Raw genomic sequence first — 19,208 nt, 5'->3', positions numbered from 1 at the left:
CTCCTATCGAGAGGTGTGAAGCGATCGGTGCCGATCGCGAGTTTCAATGCGCGGGCGTGCCTGCCGCGAACCGCGCCGCGATCCAGTCGGCAGCGTCGCGCCAGTCATCGATCCGCGCATGCGCGTCGGGCGCCGCCGGGACGCTCGGCGCGAGCGAGGGCTCTGAGACCATGTGCAGGCGATGGACGCCCGGTGCATGGCGGGCGACCGACTCGTGGTGGACGGCGAGGTCGTCGACGAACACCGTCACCGGGCCGCCGTGCTCGGCCACCAAGCGCGACACCGGATCGCCCTTGCCGCCCTGGTTGCACTCGACACGATGCGCGATGCCGAACTGCGCCAGCTGTTCGATTCGTGCGGTGCGGCATTCGTCGGTGAGGTTGGTGAGGATGACGATGTCGGCCGTCTCGGCGAGCCGCGCGAGCGCCTCGGCGGCATGTGGAACCAGCGTCTGGCGGTGCATCTCGCCCGGGAAGAAGCCGCCGAGCAACTGCCACATCTCGTCGCGCGACGGGATCGTACCGCCATCGCGGCGGCGCATGCTGGTGGAGAAATCGTCGCCGTTGGGCGTGAATTCGATATCGTGCGCCTCGTCGAGCCAGGTGCCGAAATGCTTCACCATGTGGAGCAGCACCTCGTCGCAGTCGCAGATCAGCAGCGGCTTCATTGATTCTCCAGCTGGTAACGGGCGCGGACCAGCGCCTCGGGCTTGACCGCGAGCGCCTCGGCACAGGCGATGAGATCGGGTTCATAGGCTTCGAGAAAGCCGAGCAGCGCGCCAAGCACGGCCGGTTCGCCGGCCCGTTCGCGCAGATCGTCCGGGTCGAGGCCGGTGGTAGCGATCAACCGGCTGGCCCGATCGTCGTCGCCGATCGTCCAGACCAGGGCGCGCAGGGCCAATAGCTCCGCGTTTGCGTCAGGGGAGTTTGTATCGCGCTCGCGCATTGCCTATCGTCGCCTTGAAAGGATCGTGAAGCGGGTGGCAAAAAGGGTGCTCGTTGTCGAGGACAACGAACTCAATCTCAAACTGTTCTGCGACCTGCTGAGGGCGCACGCCTTTGTCGTCGAGCCGGTGCGCGACGGCCGCGAGGGCGTGGCCATGGCCCGCGCCTTCCTGCCCGACCTGATCATCATGGACATCCAGATGCCGCACGTCACCGGCTATGAGTTGATCCAGGAACTGAAAAGCGACGACGAACTAAAGACGATCCCGGTGATGGCGGTGACCGCTTATGCCGGGCGGGACGACGAAGACCGGATCCGCGCCGCCGGCGCCGCCGCCTATGTCTCCAAGCCGATCAGCCTGATGCGCTTCATGGAAGCGGTGAACGCGCTGTTGTGACGCAAACGTAAGACGCCCTGCTGCCGGGCGGGGCAACAGGGCGTCGCGAGCTTCCAAGTGCCCTTGCCCCCCGAGAAGGGCTGGACGCTGCAAGCAGATCAATAACGTAAAGCAGGAAGGTTGGTTCCCGCGGGGGCTTCATCGGTGCCGCACCACGTCGCGCAAGCTGCCGGAGCCACAAAAACCAAGGGCGGCGCTCATGCAAGCACCGCCCCCAGCCCGTAGTGACGCAAAAACACGACAATCGGCGAATCCGACTGCCACCCGCAGGTCTAGCGCCAACAAATGAACGCAATATGTCCAAGACCCGCCATTTGCGGCGGAAATCCGGCCGCGCTCAAGCCACGGGCGGACATGACAAGAGCCGCCGGCGCCCATGCACCCGCGGCCCTGCACGTCTTGATCGACACCGCAATCCTTGGGCAGCCACGCACGCCACCCATCGGATTACTTGATCTTGGCTTCCTTAAATTCGACATGCTTGCGCACGACCGGATCGTACTTGCTGAAGCTCAGCTTCTCGGTCTTGGTACGCGGGTTCTTCTTGGTGACATAGAAATAGCCCGTGTCCGCAGAGCTGACGAGCTTGATCTTGACGGTAGTCGGCTTGGCCATGAGCCCTAATCCTGAAAAACAAGGAGAGCGGCAGCACCAACGCCGCCGCTCGATCAGCCGCGGCGCATGGCCGAAGGCGGCGGGGAAGTCAACTGTGCGCACAGTTTAAGCTGGCCTTTACCGCTCCCGATGCAGGATTGGGCCACGGCAAGGGAGCGACACCGATGGCAGCGACCATGATGGTACAGGGCAATGATCTCGACCACGTCCGGGCTGAGCTCTCGGCGCGAATCGCCTCGCTCGACACGCGCGCACCTTACTGCCGCCCGTCCGAACTGGCGCCCGATGTTGACCAGATCCGCCTGATCGCTCATCGCAACGGGCTCAATCCTGCAGTGACGGTAACGCACTTCCTCGATTCGGCGCTGTCGCGCGGCGAGCGCGGGGCGCTGGTCCACGGCTGGCTGGCGATGCTGAGCGACGCGGTGGCGAGCGATCGCCACGATCTTGCCGCCTGCAACGCCTTCGCCGCCGCCTGCTCGGTCCGCCTCGCGGGCTGACTGACCGTGGATGCGCTGATGGCGGCGCTGGTCGCCGCGGCGCTGGCGCAGATCGGCGACCGCACGCCGTGGCTCGCGGCAATCCTCGCAGATCGCCACCGGCAACCATGGCTGGTGATCGCCATGGCTGCGGTGGCAATGCTAGCTGCCGGCATGATCGCCGTGGCCGCCGCGTCGCTGATTGCTACCAGGATGACGCCCGAGGCCAAGCAGCTGTTCCTGGCGCTGGCGCTGCTGCTTCAAGGCGGCGGATCGGTGATGCCGGCCAAGACGCCGGATCGATTGCAGGGCTGGCGGCTCGGCGCGGCAATGACCAGCCTGATCGGATTGTTCGTCCTCGCCTTTGGCGACGGCATCCAGCTGATCGTTCTCGCACTGGCGGCGCGTACGCCGTTTCCCTGGCTGGCGGCGATCGGGGCAACGGTGGGCTCGCTTGCGGTGATCGTTCCTGCCGCCATGCTCGGCGAAGCGGCGTGGCTTGCGCTGCCCCTCGCCCGGGCACGGCTGGTGATCGCGATCGGCTTTGTCGTCGCGGGGATCTGGCTAGGCTTGTCGGCCGTGGCGCTGATCTAGCCCGTCACTCAGCACGAGTGGCGAATTGCGGCTGCCACGGCGGAGCAATTGGGCTATCGGATCGTTAACGCAACGATCCAGAAACCGAGGAGCTTTCATGGCCACCACCAATCCGGCGCTCGACACGCCGACCGATTTGTCCAACACCGGCTCGGTCGCCGATGCGCTCAACGCCTCGCTCGCGGACTGCTTCGCGCTTTATCTCAAGACCAAGAACTTCCACTGGCATGTGTCGGGCCCGCACTTCCGCGATTATCACCTGATGCTCGACGACCAGGCCGCGCAGATCATCGGCGTGACCGATGCCATCGCCGAGCGCGTTCGCAAGATCGGCAACACCACTTTGCGCTCGATCGGTGACATTTCGCGTCGCCAGTCGATCGCCGACAATGACCAGGATTTCGTCGATCCCGCCGCGATGCTCGCCGAACTGCGCGAGGATAATCTCAAGCTGGTCGAGGCGTTCCGCACCGTCAAGGAAGCCGCCGAAGCGGCCAAGGACAATGCCACCAGCGGCATCGTCGATGAGTGGACCGACCAGGCCGAGGAGCGCGCCTGGTTTCTGTTCGAGGCCAGCCGCAAGAGCTGAGCCGAATGGCCCTGCGGCGGGAACCGGAGAATGGCACGCCGGTTGTCGCGGCAGGGAGACTTCACATGCTCAAGCTGGCGCTGATTTTCGCCGTAATCGCCATCGTCTGCGCTTTGCTCGGGTTCGGCGGGGCGGCCTCTGCCTTTGCAGGGCTTGCCAAGATCCTGTTCTTCATCGCAATCACCGTGTTTGTGATCCTCCTGGTGCTCGGGCTGATCGCGGGCAAGAAGATCAAGGATGCGGTGGACTGAGCGGGCGCGGGCCAAGCGTCACCAGCCACATGTCGGGCGGGGCCCCGATCCGGAACGGCAGGTTGCTGGTCCCGAGCCCGGCGGTGACGATGACCTCGCGGCCCGGATCCTGGATGATCCCGCAGCGATAACGCGGATCGAAGATGCGCTTGCTGTGCAGCAGATACGGGCTGAGTGTGACGCCGAACACCACGCCTTGGCCACAATGGGTATGGCCGGTCAGCACCAGCGGCGCGCTGCCCGGCGGCAGCATCGGCAGCAGATCGGGGCTGTGGGAGACCACCAGCCGCGCGCCGCTGAGCCGGTCCGCCTGCGCCAACGCCTCGCCGGCATCGGCATGGCCGGTGAAAGCATCGTCCACCCCGACCAACGCCAAGGGGCCGCGCGCCACCGCCTGGTTGGCGAGCACCGTAATCCCGGCCCGGCGCATCGCCGCGGCGACCAGAGCCGGCAGCGTGTAATGATCGTGGTTGCCGAGCACCGCGACCACGCCGAGCGGCGCCCGCAGCCGGGACAGCGGCGCCGTCAGGCTCGGCGCATCGATTGCGGTGCGGCGGGGATCGTGGCCATCGACGAGATCGCCGGCGATCACCACCAGATCGGGCCGCAGCGCATTGACCTGGCCGACGATGCGCGTCAGCCGGCGCTGGTCCATCACCACGCTGCCGATGTGGATGTCGGCCAGCAGCGCGACCGTGACCGGCGGCGCGCCGGCGGGCCAATCGGGCAGCGCCACCGCGGTGCGGCGGACGACCGGGTCGGCCCGCGCCTCGAGGAAGGCGAAGGCCACCACCCCGAGCAACGCCACCAGCCCCGCGGCGATCACCGCCCCCACCCATCGCTGCCATGATCCGATCATGCCGGCGCCTTAGCGGGAGCATTGCGGCCACGCCATGCGTTGCCCCCTCATGCACGCCTTCGCCGCGCTTCTCGATTCGCTGATCTACACAAGAGGTCGCAACGCCAAGCTGAAGCTGATCGCCGATTATCTGGTGGCGACGCCGGACCCGGATCGTGGCTGGGCAATGGCGGCGCTGACCGGGGATCTCGACCTGCCCGGGGTCAAGCCAGCACTGATCCGCGCCTTGATAGAGGAACGGGTGGATCCGGTGCTGTTCCGGATGAGCCGCGATTATGTCGGCGACACCGCGGAAACGGTGGCGCTGCTGTGGCCGGCACCCGCGGTGCCCGCCGACCCTGAGCCGCTCTCGGTTGCCGATGCCGTCGAGCGATTGCGCCACCTGTCGCGCTCCGATGCGCCGGCGGTACTCGCGGGCATGCTCGACCGGCTCGACGCCGAGGAGCGGTTCGCGCTGCTCAAGATGGCGACCGGAGCGCTGCGCATCGGCGTCTCGGCCCGGCTCGCCAAGACCGCGCTCGCCCAGGCGTTCGGATTGGATGTCGAGGCGGTGGAGGAGATCTGGCACGGCATCGCCGCGCCCTACCCTAGCCTGTTCGCGTGGGCGGAAGGCCGCGGCGCCCAGCCGACCCCGCTGGACGTGCCGGTGTTCCGCCCGTTCATGCTCGCGCACGGCCTGGAAGATGCGCGGGTGGACCTCGCCGATTATGCCGCGGAGTGGAAATGGGACGGGATTCGCGTCCAGATCGTCCATGTCGCCGGCGAGACCCAGCTCTACAGCCGCACCGGCGACGACGTGACCGGCAGCTTTCCCGACGTCGCCGCGGCTTTTTCGACGCCGGGGGCGGTGGATGGCGAGCTGCTGGTCAAGGGCGAGTTCCAGGGCGGCGATGCGGCGAGCTTCAACGCGCTGCAGCAGCGGCTCGGCCGCAAGACGGTGTCGGCGAAGATGCTGGCGGATTATCCGGCGTTCGTCCGCCTGTACGACATCCTGTTTGACGGGCCGGAGGATCTGCGCGAGCTGCCCTGGACCGAGCGGCGTGCACGGCTGGAGGCGTTCGTGCCGCGGCTCGATCCCGACCGCTTCGACCTCAGCCAGGTGATCGAGGCGCAGGATTTCACCGAGCTGGAGGCGATCCGCGCCGGCGCCCGCGACGCCGCGATCGAGGGCGTGATGCTCAAGCGCCGCGACTCGCCCTATGTCGGCGGTCGCCGCGCCGGATTGTGGTACAAATGGAAGCGCGATCCGCTGACCGCCGATTGCGTGATGATGTACGCCCAGCGCGGCAGCGGCCGCCGCTCCTCCTATTACAGCGACTATACCTTCGGCTGCTGGACCGAGGAGGGCGAGCTGCTCCCGGTGGGCAAGGCCTATTCGGGGATCACCGATGAGGAGCTCAAGATGCTCGACAGGTTCGTGCGGACCCATACCCTCAACCGCTTCGGCCCGGTGCGCGAGGTGGAGCGCAGCCTGGTGCTCGAGATCGCGTTTGATTCGCTTCACGCCTCCACCCGGCACAAATCGGGCGTGGCGATGCGCTTCCCGCGGATTGCGCGGATCCGCACCGACAAGCCGGCGGCGGAGGCCGACCGGGTGGAGACGCTGCGCCGGCTCGTAACCTAGCGGGCCGCAACACCGTATTTACCCGGTGGTTTTGACCACAAGTTGAGTGAAGTTGTCGCCTAACGCGCGACGCCGGCCGTGGATCGTTTCCGGTTGCGCGACGATGAGAAAGAGGCTCGCTTCGGCGATTGTCGCCTGTGTCGTATCACCGGGCGCCGCTGTAGGACAGCGCGGTCACTGGACCCGGCCGACCTCGTCGCCGAGCGTGATCTCGAACAACCTTGGCCAGTTCTTGCCGGTGACGAACAAGCGGTCGTGCGCGGAATCATAGGCGATGCCGTTGGCGACTGAATCGCGATCGGCGAGGTTCACCTCGGCGATCAGCGGCCTGAGGTCGATCAGCGCGTTGATCTTGCCCGTGGCGGGATCGATGCGGGCGATGAAACCGGACATCCAGATGTTGGCGAGGATGTTCCCTCGGACATATTCGAGCTCGTTGAGCTGACGCTGCGGCTTGCCGTTGAGCGTCACCTTGATGGTGCTGCGCTGGGCGAAGGTGGCGGCGTCGAGCACGCGCAGCGTGGGCGTGCCGTCCGACAGGATCAGCTGGTTGCCGTTGGTGGTCATCCCCCAGCCCTCGCCGGAATAGGTGAAGCTCGCGGTACGCTTGAGCGTGGCGCGATCCCAGCGGAAGCCGATACCGGTCTGCCAGGTGAGGCTGATCAGTTGCTTGCCCCAGCAGGCCGTGCCCTCGCCGAACAGCTCAGGGGAGATGGCGACGCGCGCGCGGACCGTACCGGTGGCGAGGTCGACCCGGCGGATGTCGGACGCGCCGGTCTCGCCGGTGCTTTCATACAGTGTGTCGTCGCACCAGGAGAGGCCTTCGGTGAAGGCATGGACGTCGTGCGGAAAGCGGTTGACGACGCGCGCCTCGAGCACCGGGATGCCAGTTTCGACCACCGACGCGTCGTCTGACGCGGGATCAGCGGCCGGGCTGGTCTGGGCGGCGGCGAGCAGGGCGAGCGAGAGTAGGACGGGAATAGGCATGATCGGCTTTCGGCTCGACGGGCGACAACATGGAGTAGGCAAGGAAAAGCCCGGCCCCGCGGGTGCGGAACCGGGCTGTTCGTCACATCACGAGCGAATGGCTCGAGATGGATTTAGGAAGACGCACCCTGCAGGTTCACCGCGGCATATTTGCCACGACGATCGACCTCGAGCTCGAACTCCAGGCGATCGCCCTCGTTGAGCGTCGACATGCCGGCGCGCTCGACGGCCGAGATGTGCACGAACGCGTCGGGCTGGCCGTCATCGCGCTGGATGAAGCCGAAGCCCTTCATGGCGTTGAAGAACTTGACCGTGCCGGTCGCCTTCTCGCCAGTCAGCTGGCGCTGCGGGCCACCGGCGCCGCCTGCTGCCGGGCGCGGACCACGCTCGAAACCACCTTCACGCGGCTCGCGCGGCGCACGATCGGTGACAGCCATCGGCTCGCCATCAATCTTGAGCTCGGTCGCCGAGATGCGGCCGCCGCGATCGACCAGGGTGAAGCCGAGCGGCTGACCCTCTGCGAGCGCCGACATGCCGGCCTGCTCGACCGCCGAGATGTGCACGAACACGTCTTCGCCGCCGTCATCACGGACGACGAAGCCGAAGCCCTTCTGCGCGTTGAAGAACTTGACCACGCCGGTGCCTTCGCCGACCACCTGGGGGGGCATGCCGCGACCGCCGCCGAAGCCGCCGCCACCGCCGCTGTTGCCACCGCCGAAGCCGCCGCCACCGCCGCCGCGGAAACCACCACCGCCGCCGCCGCCACCGAAGCCGCCGCGATCACCGCCGCCGAAGCCGCCGCCACCGAAACCACCACGATCGCCGCCGCCGAAGCTGCTGCCACCACCGAAACCGCCGCCGCCGAAGCTGCTACCGCCGCCGCCGCCGAAATCATCACCGCCGCCGAAGCCATCGCGCTTGTCGCGCCCGCGTCCGCCACGATTGCCGCGGCCACCTTTGTCGTAACCCATATGCCCTGTTCGTCTTCCCGGTTCGCCCGCACCAATCCTCTCGAGATACCCATGCGCCGGACGACGAACGTGAGCCCTCGGGCGCGAAACCTTTTGCGCCTTGGGGATGCCCATAGCGCACTACGCAAGCCCTCGCGAACGAAATCGTCGCCGGAGCCACCCATTTTGTGGCAATAGTTGGTCCGCGGCGGTCACAATTGGGTGAATTCTGGCGGCAGGCCGGTTTTGATGGGCGAGACCTTTGCCTGACGTGGCGTGCTCCTAGCGCCTGGTGCGCCGAGTCGGCACCTGTGAGTCGGGGGTGCCAGGCAACGGCGCGAGCACTGACCCGTCCGGCGGCTCCTGAGCTGTTGCCATTGCACGAGATCCCAGCTTTCGCCGGAGTGGCGGATCGATGGAGAAGGTGGATTGGTCGGGGAGCAGTGAAGGGTGCGCCTGCGATCACGCGACAAGGTTCGTCATTGAGCCGCAAGTAATAGCAGCGTAGGGCGCGGGGCATGACCGTATACTTCCACGAGGAAGACCTCGCCGCCGACGTCTTCGCCCCCGGTGCTTCCATCGCCGTCGACACCGAGACCATGGGCCTGATCACGCCGCGCGATCGGCTGTGCGTCGTCCAGCTCTCCGACGGAGGGCCGGACGAGCATCTCGTGCGCTTCGGCCCGCGCAGCGACTATGCCGCACCCAACCTCAAGGCGGTGCTCGCCGATCCGGCGCGGCTGAAACTCTATCATTTCGGCCGGTTCGATATCGCTGCCGTCCAGCATTACCTCGGCGTGGTCGCCGCGCCCGCCTATGACACCAAGATCGCGTCGCGGCTGATCCGCACCTACACCGACCGCCACGGCCTGAAAGAGCTGGTGCGCGAACTGCTCGGCCAGGACATCTCCAAACAGCAGCAATCGTCCGACTGGGGCGCGCCCGAACTGTCCGACGCGCAGAAGGATTATGCGGCGAGCGACGTGCGCTTCCTGCACCGGCTCAAGGAAGAGCTTGATCGCCGGCTGGTGCGCGAGGGGCGCGATGCGCTCGCCCAGGCGTGTTTCGATTTCCTGCCGCATCGCGCGGCGCTCGATCTCGCCGGCTGGCCCGAGATCGACATCTTCGCCCATGCGTGATGCCGATGGCTGAGGTCGCGCGCCCTCCCCGCACCGCCCGCCAGCGCTGGGCCGCGCCCGGCAGCCGTCACGATCGGCTGATCGCGACGTTGGGCTTCGGGCTGCCGGCCGCGATCGGCGTGCTCACCGCCTTTCTGGTGCTGGCGCCGCTGACCTCGACCGGCGACGTGTCGTTCGTGCTCGACAAGAACAAGGTGGAGGTGGCCAAGGAGCGGCTGAAGCTGCAGGCCGCTACCTATCGCGGCCAGGACGACAAGGGCCAGCCGTTCGCGATCAACGTCGCCTCGGGCGTGCAGAAGAGCTCCGCGGTGCCGGTGGTGCAGATCAACAAGATGGCCGCCGACATCCAGCTCGACGACGGCCCGGCGCAGCTCCACGCCGACAAGGGCGCCTACGACCTCGACACCGAAAAATTGCAGGTGATCGGCCCGGTCGCGTTCCGCGCCGCCGATGGTTATCGCATCGATACCCAGGATGCGGTGGTCGACCTCAAGCAGAAGACGATGGACAGCGGCGGCAAGAGTGTCACCGGCGTGCTGCCGCAGGGTACGTTCAGCGCCAACAAGCTCCACGCCAATCTCGAGGGCCGCACCGTCAGGCTCGATGGCAATGCGCGCTTGCGGATCGTGCCGCGAGGGGCGAAATAGCGATGATGCGCCTTGTTTCTCCCCTGCTTGCCGCCCTGCTGCTAGTCGCCGCGCCCGTCGCGGCCCAGCAGAAGCATAATTCGGATGCGCCGATCAACGTGGCCGCCGATCACATCGAGCTGCAGGACAAGGCCAATCGCGGGTTGCTGACCGGCAACGTCTCGATCAAGCAGACCGAGATGACGCTCACCGCGCCGCGGGTGACGGTGACCTACACCGGGGAGGTGGTCGGCGGTAATCCGCAAATCTCAAGGCTCGACGCTTCGGGCGGAGTCACCGTGCGCCGGCCCGACCAGACCGCGCGCAGCCAATATGGCATCTACGATCTCAACCGGCGGGTGATCACCATGCTCGGCGCGGTGACGCTGACGCAGGGCGGCAACACCGTCAACGGCGGACGGCTGACGATCAACATGGATACCGGCCGCGCGGTGATCGACGGCTCGTCGGTCGCCAGTTCAAGCGGCGCGACCACCGGCAACCCCGCCGGCACCGTCACCCAGCGCAGCGGCCGCGTCACCGGCACCTTCTCGGTGCCCAAGCGCGACTGATCTCCACCGCCGGCGTCATGCAGGTTTCCTGCCAAGCCGATAGCTGATAACGGCCGGGCAACCTTTCAGCGCGAGACGTTCGGCCATGGATGCAGCTCTTTCCCCCGTCGCCACCGCGGAGCCGATCCACGAGGCGCCGGTCAACCACGGCCTGCAGGTCGTCTCGATCGCCAAATCGTACGACAAGCGCACCGTGCTCACCGACGTGTCGGTGCGGGTGGATCGCGGCGAGGTGGTCGGCCTGCTCGGCCCGAACGGCGCGGGCAAGACGACCTGCTTCTATTCGGTGATGGGGCTGGTGAAGCCCGATTCAGGCCGGATCATGCTCGACGGCGAGGACATCACCCGGCTGCCGATGTACCGGCGCGCGATCCTCGGCCTCGGCTATCTGCCGCAGGAGACCAGCATCTTCCGCGGGCTTTCGATCGAGAAGAACATCATGGCGGTGCTAGAGCTGTCCGAATCCGACGCTGCGGCGCGGCCGGTGAAGCTCGATCGATTGCTCGAGGAATTCGGCCTCACCCGGCTGCGCGCGGCACCGGCGATGGCGCTGTCGGGCGGCGAGCGGCGCCGCGCCGAGATCGCCCGCGCGCTCGCCGCCGAGCCGTCGATCATGCTGCTCGACGAGCCGTTCGCCGGCATCGACCCGATCTCGATCGCCGACATCCGCGATCTGGTGAAGGATCTGAAGCGCCGCGACATCGGCGTGCTGATCACTGATCACAATGTCCGCGAGACGCTCGACATCGTCGATCGCGCCTACATCATCTACGATGGCCGCGTGCTGTTCTCGGGCAGCCCGGCCGAGCTGGTCGCCGATGCCAATGTCCGGCGGCTTTACCTCGGCGAGGGGTTCTCGCTCTAGCCGATGAGCCTCGCTCCGCGCCTGGACATCCGCCAGTCCCAGTCGCTGGTGATGACGCCGCAGCTCCAGCAGGCGATCAAGCTGCTGGCGCTGTCCAACCTCGAGATCGAGGGGTTCATCGCCGAGGAGGTGGAGAAGAACCCCTTGCTCGAGGCGGCGCAGACCAACGAGGTGGTGCGCCCCGAGCGCGCCGAGGCGCCCGAGCCCGCGGGTGCCGACGAGATGGTGGCGGGGACCGCCGTGGCCGAGCCGCTCGACCTCGACTATGCCACCGAGAGCCACCAGCAGGACAGCGTCGCCGATGGCGGCGGCGGGTTCGACGGTGCGCTGTCGATGACCGGGGGTGCGAGCGGCGGGCTGGGCGGCGAGGACGGGCCGGACCTCGATTCCTTTGCCGACACCGCCGCCAGCCTCACCGACCATCTGCTCGCCCAGGCGCAACTGGTGGTGGACGGCGCCGACTGGTTCATCGCGCAGCATCTGATCGACCAGCTCGACGAGGCGGGCTATCTCACCGTGCCGCTGCTCGACATCGCCAACCGGCTCGGCACCTCGCTGGCGCGGGTGGAGGGCGTGCTCGCGATCGTCCAAACGCTCGAGCCGACCGGCGTCGGCGCGCGCGACCTTGCCGAATGCCTCGCGCTGCAGGCCAAGGAGGCGGACCGCTACGACCCGTGCATGGCGCGGCTGCTCGATCATCTTGAATGGCTCGCGCGCGGCGATCTCGGGCGATTGAAGCGGATCTGCGGGGTCGACGACGAGGACATGGCGGACATGATCCGCGAGCTGCGCGGCTATGATCCCAAGCCCGGCTGCCGCTATGGCGGCGAGCCCGCGCAGGCCGTCTCACCCGACGTGTTCGTCGCCCGCACCAAGGCCGGCTGGGCGATCGAGCTCAACGCCGCGACGCTGCCGCGGGTGCTGGTCAACCGCCGCTATTATCACGAGCTCAGCCACGGCCCGCAGGACAAGCAGTCCAAGGCGTGGCTGTCCGAGGCGCTGGCGAGCGCCAACTGGCTGATCAAGGCGCTCGACCAGCGCCAGCGCACGATCATCAAGGTCGCCGCCGAGATCGTGAAGCAGCAGGAAGCGTTCTTCCTCAAGGGCGTCGCCTATCTCAGGCCGCTGACGCTGCGCCAGGTGGCGGACGCGATCGAGATGCACGAATCGACGGTGAGCCGCGTCACCAGCAACAAATATCTGAGCTGCGCGCGCGGGCTGTTCGAGCTGAAATTCTTCTTCACCTCGGCGATCCAGGCGGCAGACGGCGGCGACGCGGTGTCGGCCGAGGCGGTGAAGAGCGCGATCAAGAGTCTGATCGCCGGCGAGGGCGCCAAGATCCTGTCCGACGACACGCTGGTCGAACTGCTCCAGGCCAAGGGCTTCGACATCGCCCGGCGCACCGTGGCGAAATATCGCGAGGCGCTGGGGATCGGCAGTTCGGTGCAGCGGCGACGGACGCGGACGCTGGGCGGCTGACCCGCGTTTACCCTCGCCCCTCGCCGAAGGATGAGGGCCAAGGAGCCTAGAAGAACAGCTTGCGAATGCTGAGCCGCACGGTGCGGCCGAGCGGATCGAGATAGTCGGGCTGGTAGCTGACCGGCACCGTGCCATCGGCGTTGGTGACATTCTGGCGGGTGTTGAACACGTTCTGCAGTGCCAGCGTGATGCGCATGCCGCGCACCCAGGGGTGCGCCTTGATCAGATCGAGCCGCTGGCCGAGATCGGCGAACAGGCGCAGGTCCGCGGTGGCGAGGCCGCCGAACGACAGCGGCTCGGGCGCCGCCGCGGTACCGCCGTTGACGTGGGTGCCGGTCGCGTAATTGACCGACAGGCGCGCGCCGAGGCCGTTGTTGGAATAGCCGGCCTGACCCTCGAATTCGTGGCGCGCCTGACCGCCGCTGGAGCCGATCGCATCGCCGTTGAGCAGATCGAGCGCGGGGCCGCCGTTGGCGACCAGCACCCGATCGGTGAGGTGCCAGGTGTGATAGATCGCGAACTGCACCCGGCCGCCGCCCTGGCCGCGACTTCCAAAGCCACCGCCGCCACCGCCGAAGCCGCCACGGCCGCCACCACCACCAGGGCCGCCGCCACCGGGACCGCCGCCGCCCGGACCGCCGCCACCCGCGCCACCAGGAGGCGGTCCGCCATCACCGCCGCCCGCCTGGCGATTGCCGCCGGCAGCACCGCCCGGCCCGCCCGGACCGCCAGCGCCGCCGGGGCGTCCGGGGAAGTTCATGCCCGCGAACGGGTTGGGCCCGGTGCCGTTGCGGAACGCCTCCAGTTCCTTCTGGATCTTGGACTTGATCGGCGCCGAGAAGTTGATCCCCCAGCGCAGTGACGAGCTTTCCGACCGCGCGAAGTTGATCGGCCGGGTATCGAGCCGGATCAGCGTGCCATCGGCATCGCGGGTGAAGCGATCGGGGAAGGCCGCCTCGATCGCCGCCGTTGCTGCCGGGAAAGACGCAATCGGGTTATCGGTGTGGGTGTTGGTGTAATTGGCGGTGAAATTAATGTCCTTGCCGCTCCACGGCTTGAGCGTCAGCCCGAGCTTGGCGACATGACGGTTGTCGGCGACCAGATCGGCGTTGCCGCCGGCGAGCGTGGTCACCGTCGCGGTGGTGCCGGTGACATAATCGAACACGCGCACGTTGGGCGTGCTGATGTTCGGATTGCCGAGCTGCGCCGCGGTCGGCGCCTCGTCGGCATCGCTGATCGAGCCGATCAGGCGGATCGCGGTGATCGGCGCCCAGTTGATCCCATAGCCGATCGTGGTCAGCGTGCCGAAGTCGGAGAGCTGCTGGGCCTCGGCGTTGACGTTGACCGAAAGATTGCCGAGCCAGGGCAGCACGTTCTTGCTGCGGCTGGTGAGCGGCACATCGAGATTGACGCGGCCGCCGATCGAATCGCGGCTGACCTGGCCGGCGCCGACCACGCCGGCCCGATAGGAGCTGCTGTCGAAATCGCTGGTATCCGCCTCGATCCGCAGCGCCGTCGACACGGGGCCCGCTGGCAGCGAGAACAGGCTGCCGTTGACTAGCGCGGTGGCGCTGCCGGTGCTGGAGGTGGAATAGGCGCGGGTGGCGGGCGTCGCAGCGAAATCCGCCGCGGTGACCGGTCCCAGCGGGTCGGCGGTGGGATCGTTGGCATTGAGCCGCGCCTGGAAGGCGGTGGCGTCTACCCCGGTCTCGGTGAAGGTTTCGCTGTGGACGCGATCGTAGGTGCCGGTCACCGTCCATTGCCAGCCGGTGCCGATGCTGCCGTTGAGCGTGGTGCCGAGATGTGCGGACAGGGCCGAGTTGCGCTGCGCAAGCGGGGCGAAATCGCCGCCGTCGAGCACGCGGGTGAGGCTGGCGGCGCCGACATCGGCGGCGAAGGGATTGTCGGTCGGCACGGTGAGCGCCACCCGCGGCAGGCCGAACAGGCCGACGCTGTTGCTTGATTCGATCTCGGCGTTGACGGTCGCCGACACGTTGCCGATCGGGCGGGCATAGACCGCGTTGGTGTTCAGCGTCTGGCTGAACGGCAGCAGCGTGCGATACGGGCGCTGGTCGAAGCCGCTGGCATCGCCCGTGCTGTCGTCGCTCCCCGCGGCGATGTTGCGCTCCGATTCGGTCAGCGTCGAGCTTTGGGTATATTTGGTGTGGAGATTGAAGCGCTTGCCCTGCTGGATCGTCAGCAGATCGACATCGGCCTGGGGGATGTTGCGACCGCCATCGGTGGCGGCGCGATCGGCGAGCTCGACGGTGGTGGAATGGAAGCGGCGGCGCAGCACGATGTTCACCACGCGCTGATCGGCGCGATAGCCGTATTTGAGCGCGACTTCCTCGGGCAGGATATCGACGCGCGCGATCGCCTCGGTGGGGATGTCGCGAATCTCCTGGAAACCCGCGATGCGCTTGCCGTTGAGCAGCACCACCGGCGGGCCGCCGACGCCGCTGGTGGTCTGCGGCGCGAGCTCGGTGAGCAGGTCCGACACCGAGCTGACGCCATAGCTGCGGATGTCCGCGGGGCCGAGCTGTTCCTCGGGCGGGATGTCGCCGACTACCGAGCCCGGCAGGTTGCGGCTGCCGCGGACGATGATGTCGGGCTCGTCGCCCTGATCCTGCGCCGGTGCCTGATTGGCGGGAGCCTGACCGGCCGGTGCGGCGGCGGGCGCCGGGGCCGCCGCCTGTTGCGCCTGCGCCATCGCCGGCCAGCTTGCCGCCACCATCATCGCCGCCACGTAACGCATGTCTACTCCCGAACCTGAACGCGGCCCCTAGCGCGCATTTGTCGCAGAACTATGCCGGATAGCGTTAATGATGCGGTCGCGCAGATGCTGCTATGCAACCGAAGCCGACCCGTTGCGCTTGCACGGAACCACCACGACCATGTTGCAACATGAGGACGCCGAATTGGACGACCGCCCCGACCCAACCGATGCTGCCGAACGGGACAGGATCGGCCTTGGCGCCATGGACGTGCGCTCGGTCGCCTCGCTGCTGGGCGGCGCGGCACTGACCGCGGCCTCTGGCATGGGGCTCGCCTTCTACGCCGACCAGGTGGCGCGCGAGGCGGAGCGGCTGGTGCCGCCCGACGGCGCTTTCATCGAAGTGCCGGGCGCGCGGCTGCACGTGGTCGACACCGGCAAGCCGGGCGACACCAGGCCGGCGATCGTCATGGTCCACGGCCTAGGCGGCCAATCGCGCAACTTCGCTTATGCGCTGGTCGAGCGGCTCGCGCCCGATCACCGGCTGGTGGTGGTCGATCGCCCGGGCTCGGGCTATTCGCGCGTGCTCGGGCCAGGCGTGCCGGGGATCGTCGAGCAAGGGCTGATCATCGCCGCGCTGATCGAGACGCTCGGGCTGAAGCGGCCGCTGATGGTGGGCCATTCGTTCGGCGGCGCGGTGTCGCTGGCATTGGCGCTCGAGCGGCCCGAACTGGTGCGCGGGCTCGCGCTGCTGGCGCCGCTGACCCAGGTGGTCGGCCATGTGCCTGCCGTGTTCAAGGGCCTGGCGGCGCTGCCGGTTCCGGTGCGCCACGCGATGGCGCAGACCATCGGCACGCCGCTGAGCCGGGTCGCCGCGCCGCACATGCTCGACGCCGCCTTCGCGCCCGAAAACGCACCGGCCGATTTCGCGATCCGCGGCGGCGGCATGCTGGCGCAGCGGCCGAGCAACATCGCCGCCGCCGCCGCCGATCTCGGCAAGGCCAATGAGGCGCTGGCGGCGCTTGCCTTGCGCTATCCGGCGATCACCGTGCCGGTCTCGATCCTGTTCGGCCGCGACGACCGGGTGCTCGATCCGGCGCTCCACGGGCAGCGCACCGCTGACGCGATCCCTGGCGCGCGATTCAAGCTGATCGATGGCGGGCACATGATCCTGGTTACGGCGCCCCGTCGGACCGCCAAGTTCATCGCCAAGGCGGCGCGGCGGTAGCAGCCTCGCCGGGCCGGCACCACGGTCGTTCAGGAACAGGCGCGCAACCCCGCGGCATAACGCCGGGCATTGGCGACATAGGTCGCCGCGGACAGCCTGAGGCCGGCGATCTCGGTCTCGGTGAGCGGCCGCACCAGCCTGGCCGGCGCACCGACGATCAGCGAGCCGGCAGGGAAGCTCTTGCCCTCCGTGACCAACGCATTGGCGCCGACGATCGAATCGGCGCCGATCACCGCGCGGTTGAGGAGCGTCGCGCCCATGCCGATCAGGCTATGGTCGCCGACGCTGGCGCCATGAACGATCGCGCGATGGCCGATCGTGACGCCGCGGCCGATGGTGGCGGGCACCCCGGGATCGGCGTGGATCACCGCGCCGTCCTGGACATTGCTGTCGTCGCCGATCGTGATCGGATCATTGTCGCCGCGCAGCACCGCATTGAACCAGACCGACGCGCGTGCGCCGAGCGTGACGCGGCCGATCACCTGCGCACCGGGCGCCACCCAGGCCTCGGCGCCGAGCTGCGGTGCCAGATCGCCCAATGCATAACAGGTCACGGCCATGTCCTCTCAAGGTGGCGCGGTCGATATGCGCCGGCCGGTCGGCGCGCAACTTCGGCCCTCAAATAGGCGACCGATTCGGACTCATCGGCGCCGACCGGCGCGTCCCTGATCCAACGAGTTTAGTGGCTATGTCGCCGCCGCTCGCGGTTTTCGGCGGCGGCCGACGCTCCCGGCAACAGCCGATTACACTCGAATTGGTTGCTCAACGCCGCATTAAGAACCCGCTGCAATTTTCCTCGCACATCACGAGGCGGACGGTCCCGCCGGCGACAAACGAGGTCCAATCATGTTCAGCTGGTTCGAGAAGCAGGCGCCGATCCGCTTGAAATTCAAGGTGCTGACGCTGATCCAGCTGATCATGGGCGGCATCGGCATCGCCGTCGTCACCATGACCGCTACCGGCATGATCGGCCGCAGCCCGCTGTTCGACATCACGGTCTCGGTGCTCACCGTGGCGGTGATGGTGATCTCGACGATCATCGCCGGCCGCATCATCTGCCGGCCCTATGTCAACACGGTGGTGCGGATGGAGGCGCTCGCCGCCGGCGATCTCGCCAGCCCGATCGACTATACCGACTACAAGGATTGCGTCGGTCGGATGACGCGGGCGATGGCGATCTTCGGCCGTAACATGGAAGAGGCTAACACCGTCGAGGCGCAGCGGCTCATGGCCAAGACGCTTGGCGAGGGGCTCGGCCAGCTCGCCTCGGGCAACCTCACCTTCCGCATCGACGGCGGCTTCCCCGCCGAGTTCGAGAATCTACGCACCGACTATAACCGCGCGATGACCGCGATGATGGATGCCGTCACCGCGGTGAGCCACGCCGCCGCCGGGATCAACAGCGGCGCCAGCGACATCCGCAGCGCGTCCGACGATCTGTCGATGCGCACCGAGCAGCAGGCCGCAAGCCTCGAAGAGACCGCCGCGGCGATGGACGAGATCACCTCCACCGTCCGCCAGACCGCGTCGGGCGCCAACCGAGCCAATTCGGTGGTCGCCGAGGCACGGGTGGAGGCCGAGCAATCGGGCCAGGTGGTTGCCCGCGCGGTGGACGCGATGAGCGGGATCGAGCGCTCGTCGTCGGAGATTTCCGAGATCATCTCGGTGATCGACGGCATCGCCTTCCAGACCAATCTGCTCGCGCTCAACGCCGGGGTCGAGGCCGCTCGCGCCGGCGATGCCGGCCGCGGCTTCGCGGTGGTCGCCTCGGAGGTCCGTGCGCTCGCCCAGCGCTCGGCCGAGGCCGCCAAGGACGTCAAGACGCGGATCCTCGCCTCGTCGCAGCAGGTGGACGCCGGCGTCGAGCTGGTCAGCGAAACCGGCAAGGCCCTGCAGCGGATCATCGGCCGGTTCGGCGAGATCAGCACGCTCGTGTCGCAGATCGCCACCGCCGCCGACCAGCAGGCCAACGGCCTCCAGCAGGTCAACACCGCGGTCAGCGAAATGGACGGCGTCACCCAGCAGAATGCCGCGATGGTGGAGCAGGCGACCGCCGCGGCGCGGACGCTGTCGGCCGAGGCGGACGAACTTGCCCGCCAGGTGGCGCGGTTCGGGATCGAGGATGCGGGCAGCCCGGCGCGCGGTGGCGGCGTGGTCCACCGGCTCCAGGAGCGCGCCGCCGAGGCGGGCCGCAGCATCGCCCGCACCGCCAAGCGCGGTGGTGGCGGCCGCAGCCCCGCGGTGGCGGTAGCCGCCGACAATGACTGGTCGGCCTTCTGAGCCCTGCCCTTTCGCT

Annotated in this window: 21 protein-coding genes; 13 read left to right on the top strand and 8 right to left on the bottom strand. The window is 67.8% G+C overall.

Annotated elements, in window-relative coordinates; all coding sequences use genetic code 11:
- Positions 1 to 43 precede the first annotated feature (43 nt).
- Positions 44 to 667, bottom strand: coding sequence for an HAD family hydrolase (locus AC07M8_RS07235; protein WP_495173678.1), 624 nt, complete (start codon positions 665 to 667; stop codon positions 44 to 46).
- The gene (locus AC07M8_RS07230) at positions 664 to 945 is read right to left on the bottom strand and encodes a DUF3572 domain-containing protein (protein WP_267396285.1); all 282 of its coding nucleotides are present in this window, start codon (positions 943 to 945) and stop codon (positions 664 to 666) included. The genes AC07M8_RS07235 and AC07M8_RS07230 overlap by 4 nt, the downstream gene beginning before the upstream one ends.
- Positions 946 to 979: 34 nt before the next feature.
- On the opposite strand from AC07M8_RS07230, the gene AC07M8_RS07225 reads away from it, so the two are divergent.
- Positions 980 to 1,342, top strand: a complete 363-nt coding sequence (locus AC07M8_RS07225; RefSeq protein WP_495173677.1) for a response regulator — start codon at positions 980 to 982, stop codon at positions 1,340 to 1,342.
- A 447-nt stretch (positions 1,343 to 1,789) separates the two neighbouring features.
- On the opposite strand, the gene rpmG is transcribed toward AC07M8_RS07225, so the two are convergent.
- Positions 1,790 to 1,957, bottom strand: a complete 168-nt coding sequence (gene rpmG / locus AC07M8_RS07220; protein WP_267396283.1) for a 50S ribosomal protein L33 — start codon at positions 1,955 to 1,957, stop codon at positions 1,790 to 1,792.
- Positions 1,958 to 2,121: 164 nt separating this feature from the next.
- Here rpmG and AC07M8_RS07215 point away from each other — a divergent pair, with 164 nt between their 5' ends.
- The 4 genes from AC07M8_RS07215 to AC07M8_RS07200 all read left to right on the top strand — a co-directional run bounded on the left by AC07M8_RS07215 (position 2,122) and on the right by AC07M8_RS07200 (position 3,870).
- The gene (locus AC07M8_RS07215) at positions 2,122 to 2,457 is read left to right on the top strand and encodes a hypothetical protein (RefSeq protein ID WP_495173676.1); all 336 of its coding nucleotides are present in this window, start codon (positions 2,122 to 2,124) and stop codon (positions 2,455 to 2,457) included.
- 6 nt (positions 2,458 to 2,463) lie between these two features.
- Positions 2,464 to 3,030 (top strand): TMEM165/GDT1 family protein, encoded by a 567-nt coding sequence (locus tag AC07M8_RS07210; RefSeq protein WP_495173675.1) that lies wholly within the window; start codon positions 2,464 to 2,466, stop codon positions 3,028 to 3,030.
- A gap of 97 nt (positions 3,031 to 3,127) precedes the next feature.
- The gene (locus AC07M8_RS07205; RefSeq protein WP_495173674.1) at positions 3,128 to 3,619 is read left to right on the top strand and encodes a Dps family protein; all 492 of its coding nucleotides are present in this window, start codon (positions 3,128 to 3,130) and stop codon (positions 3,617 to 3,619) included.
- 65 nt (positions 3,620 to 3,684) lie between these two features.
- The gene (locus AC07M8_RS07200; protein ID WP_495173673.1) at positions 3,685 to 3,870 is read left to right on the top strand and encodes a DUF1328 domain-containing protein; all 186 of its coding nucleotides are present in this window, start codon (positions 3,685 to 3,687) and stop codon (positions 3,868 to 3,870) included.
- On the opposite strand, the gene AC07M8_RS07195 is transcribed toward AC07M8_RS07200, so the two are convergent.
- Entirely contained in the window at positions 3,851 to 4,729 is an 879-nt protein-coding gene (locus tag AC07M8_RS07195; protein WP_495173672.1) for a metallophosphoesterase, read from the bottom strand. The two genes, AC07M8_RS07200 and AC07M8_RS07195, sit on opposite strands and share 20 nt — an antisense overlap.
- A gap of 49 nt (positions 4,730 to 4,778) precedes the next feature.
- On the opposite strand from AC07M8_RS07195, the gene AC07M8_RS07190 reads away from it, so the two are divergent.
- Positions 4,779 to 6,353 carry a cisplatin damage response ATP-dependent DNA ligase gene (locus AC07M8_RS07190; protein ID WP_495173787.1) on the top strand — a complete coding sequence of 525 codons (1,575 nt, stop codon included), beginning with the start codon at positions 4,779 to 4,781 and terminating at the stop codon, positions 6,351 to 6,353.
- Positions 6,354 to 6,527: 174 nt separating this feature from the next.
- On the opposite strand, the gene AC07M8_RS07185 is transcribed toward AC07M8_RS07190, so the two are convergent.
- Together AC07M8_RS07185 and AC07M8_RS07180 are read right to left on the bottom strand one after the other, a co-directional pair.
- Positions 6,528 to 7,340, bottom strand: a complete 813-nt coding sequence (locus AC07M8_RS07185; protein WP_495173671.1) for a glutaminyl-peptide cyclotransferase — start codon at positions 7,338 to 7,340, stop codon at positions 6,528 to 6,530.
- Positions 7,341 to 7,453: 113 nt separating this feature from the next.
- On the bottom strand, positions 7,454 to 8,311 hold the full coding sequence (locus tag AC07M8_RS07180; protein ID WP_495173670.1) for a cold-shock protein: 858 nt from the start codon (positions 8,309 to 8,311) through the stop codon (positions 7,454 to 7,456).
- A 497-nt stretch (positions 8,312 to 8,808) separates the two neighbouring features.
- On the opposite strand from AC07M8_RS07180, the gene AC07M8_RS07175 reads away from it, so the two are divergent.
- From AC07M8_RS07175 to rpoN, 5 genes are all read left to right on the top strand, one after another.
- The gene (locus AC07M8_RS07175) at positions 8,809 to 9,429 is read left to right on the top strand and encodes a ribonuclease D (RefSeq protein WP_495173669.1); all 621 of its coding nucleotides are present in this window, start codon (positions 8,809 to 8,811) and stop codon (positions 9,427 to 9,429) included.
- Between the two features lie 5 nt (positions 9,430 to 9,434).
- Positions 9,435 to 10,076 (top strand): LPS export ABC transporter periplasmic protein LptC, encoded by a 642-nt coding sequence (gene lptC, locus AC07M8_RS07170; protein ID WP_495173668.1) that lies wholly within the window; start codon positions 9,435 to 9,437, stop codon positions 10,074 to 10,076.
- Positions 10,077 to 10,081: 5 nt separating this feature from the next.
- Complete coding sequence (locus AC07M8_RS07165) at positions 10,082 to 10,627, top strand: LptA/OstA family protein (protein WP_495173667.1); 546 nt, start codon at positions 10,082 to 10,084, stop codon at positions 10,625 to 10,627.
- Between the two features lie 85 nt (positions 10,628 to 10,712).
- A complete protein-coding gene (lptB, locus tag AC07M8_RS07160) occupies positions 10,713 to 11,492 on the top strand; it encodes an LPS export ABC transporter ATP-binding protein (RefSeq protein WP_495173666.1) in 780 nt (259 codons plus the stop codon).
- Between the two features lie 3 nt (positions 11,493 to 11,495).
- Positions 11,496 to 12,971: an RNA polymerase factor sigma-54 gene (gene rpoN / locus AC07M8_RS07155; protein WP_495173665.1), complete on the top strand. Its 1,476-nt coding sequence runs from the start codon at positions 11,496 to 11,498 to the stop codon at positions 12,969 to 12,971.
- Positions 12,972 to 13,017: 46 nt separating this feature from the next.
- On the opposite strand, the gene AC07M8_RS07150 is transcribed toward rpoN, so the two are convergent.
- On the bottom strand, positions 13,018 to 15,726 hold the full coding sequence (locus tag AC07M8_RS07150) for a TonB-dependent receptor (RefSeq protein WP_495173664.1): 2,709 nt from the start codon (positions 15,724 to 15,726) through the stop codon (positions 13,018 to 13,020).
- A gap of 139 nt (positions 15,727 to 15,865) precedes the next feature.
- On the opposite strand from AC07M8_RS07150, the gene AC07M8_RS07145 reads away from it, so the two are divergent.
- Positions 15,866 to 16,912: an alpha/beta fold hydrolase gene (locus AC07M8_RS07145; RefSeq protein ID WP_495173663.1), complete on the top strand. Its 1,047-nt coding sequence runs from the start codon at positions 15,866 to 15,868 to the stop codon at positions 16,910 to 16,912.
- Positions 16,913 to 16,941: 29 nt separating this feature from the next.
- Here the strand turns inward: AC07M8_RS07145 and AC07M8_RS07140 are convergent, their stop codons facing one another.
- Complete coding sequence (locus AC07M8_RS07140; protein ID WP_495173662.1) at positions 16,942 to 17,472, bottom strand: gamma carbonic anhydrase family protein; 531 nt, start codon at positions 17,470 to 17,472, stop codon at positions 16,942 to 16,944.
- A 286-nt stretch (positions 17,473 to 17,758) separates the two neighbouring features.
- Between AC07M8_RS07140 and AC07M8_RS07135 the strand changes: the two genes are divergently transcribed.
- Entirely contained in the window at positions 17,759 to 19,192 is a 1,434-nt protein-coding gene (locus AC07M8_RS07135) for a methyl-accepting chemotaxis protein (RefSeq protein WP_495173661.1), read from the top strand.
- Positions 19,193 to 19,208: the final 16 nt, after the last annotated feature.

The sequence above is a fragment of the Sphingomonas sp. GW821-FHT09E03 genome, assembly GCF_059416225.1.
Note: the sequence above shows the minus strand (reverse complement) of the source record. Positions and strands in the feature narration are given on the sequence as shown.

What these genes read in the sequence shown, in the direction of transcription:
- AC07M8_RS07135 (WP_495173661.1), top strand. Translation starts at nt 17,759, where the DNA reads ATGTTCAGCTGGTTCGAGAAGCAGGCGCCGATCCGCTTGAAATTCAAG.
- rpmG (WP_267396283.1), bottom strand. Translation starts at nt 1,957, where the DNA reads ATGGCCAAGCCGACTACCGTCAAGATCAAGCTCGTCAGCTCTGCGGAC.
- lptC (WP_495173668.1), top strand. Translation starts at nt 9,435, where the DNA reads ATGGCTGAGGTCGCGCGCCCTCCCCGCACCGCCCGCCAGCGCTGGGCC.
- rpoN (WP_495173665.1), top strand. Translation starts at nt 11,496, where the DNA reads ATGAGCCTCGCTCCGCGCCTGGACATCCGCCAGTCCCAGTCGCTGGTG.
- AC07M8_RS07205 (WP_495173674.1), top strand. Translation starts at nt 3,128, where the DNA reads ATGGCCACCACCAATCCGGCGCTCGACACGCCGACCGATTTGTCCAAC.
- lptB (WP_495173666.1), top strand. Translation starts at nt 10,713, where the DNA reads ATGGATGCAGCTCTTTCCCCCGTCGCCACCGCGGAGCCGATCCACGAG.
- AC07M8_RS07175 (WP_495173669.1), top strand. Translation starts at nt 8,809, where the DNA reads ATGACCGTATACTTCCACGAGGAAGACCTCGCCGCCGACGTCTTCGCC.
- AC07M8_RS07165 (WP_495173667.1), top strand. Translation starts at nt 10,082, where the DNA reads ATGCGCCTTGTTTCTCCCCTGCTTGCCGCCCTGCTGCTAGTCGCCGCG.
- AC07M8_RS07145 (WP_495173663.1), top strand. Translation starts at nt 15,866, where the DNA reads ATGTTGCAACATGAGGACGCCGAATTGGACGACCGCCCCGACCCAACC.
- AC07M8_RS07195 (WP_495173672.1), bottom strand. Translation starts at nt 4,729, where the DNA reads ATGATCGGATCATGGCAGCGATGGGTGGGGGCGGTGATCGCCGCGGGG.
- AC07M8_RS07140 (WP_495173662.1), bottom strand. Translation starts at nt 17,472, where the DNA reads ATGGCCGTGACCTGTTATGCATTGGGCGATCTGGCACCGCAGCTCGGC.
- AC07M8_RS07215 (WP_495173676.1), top strand. Translation starts at nt 2,122, where the DNA reads ATGGCAGCGACCATGATGGTACAGGGCAATGATCTCGACCACGTCCGG.
- AC07M8_RS07200 (WP_495173673.1), top strand. Translation starts at nt 3,685, where the DNA reads ATGCTCAAGCTGGCGCTGATTTTCGCCGTAATCGCCATCGTCTGCGCT.
- AC07M8_RS07230 (WP_267396285.1), bottom strand. Translation starts at nt 945, where the DNA reads ATGCGCGAGCGCGATACAAACTCCCCTGACGCAAACGCGGAGCTATTG.
- AC07M8_RS07180 (WP_495173670.1), bottom strand. Translation starts at nt 8,311, where the DNA reads ATGGGTTACGACAAAGGTGGCCGCGGCAATCGTGGCGGACGCGGGCGC.
- AC07M8_RS07190 (WP_495173787.1), top strand. Translation starts at nt 4,779, where the DNA reads ATGCACGCCTTCGCCGCGCTTCTCGATTCGCTGATCTACACAAGAGGT.
- AC07M8_RS07185 (WP_495173671.1), bottom strand. Translation starts at nt 7,340, where the DNA reads ATGCCTATTCCCGTCCTACTCTCGCTCGCCCTGCTCGCCGCCGCCCAG.
- AC07M8_RS07235 (WP_495173678.1), bottom strand. Translation starts at nt 667, where the DNA reads ATGAAGCCGCTGCTGATCTGCGACTGCGACGAGGTGCTGCTCCACATG.
- AC07M8_RS07150 (WP_495173664.1), bottom strand. Translation starts at nt 15,726, where the DNA reads ATGCGTTACGTGGCGGCGATGATGGTGGCGGCAAGCTGGCCGGCGATG.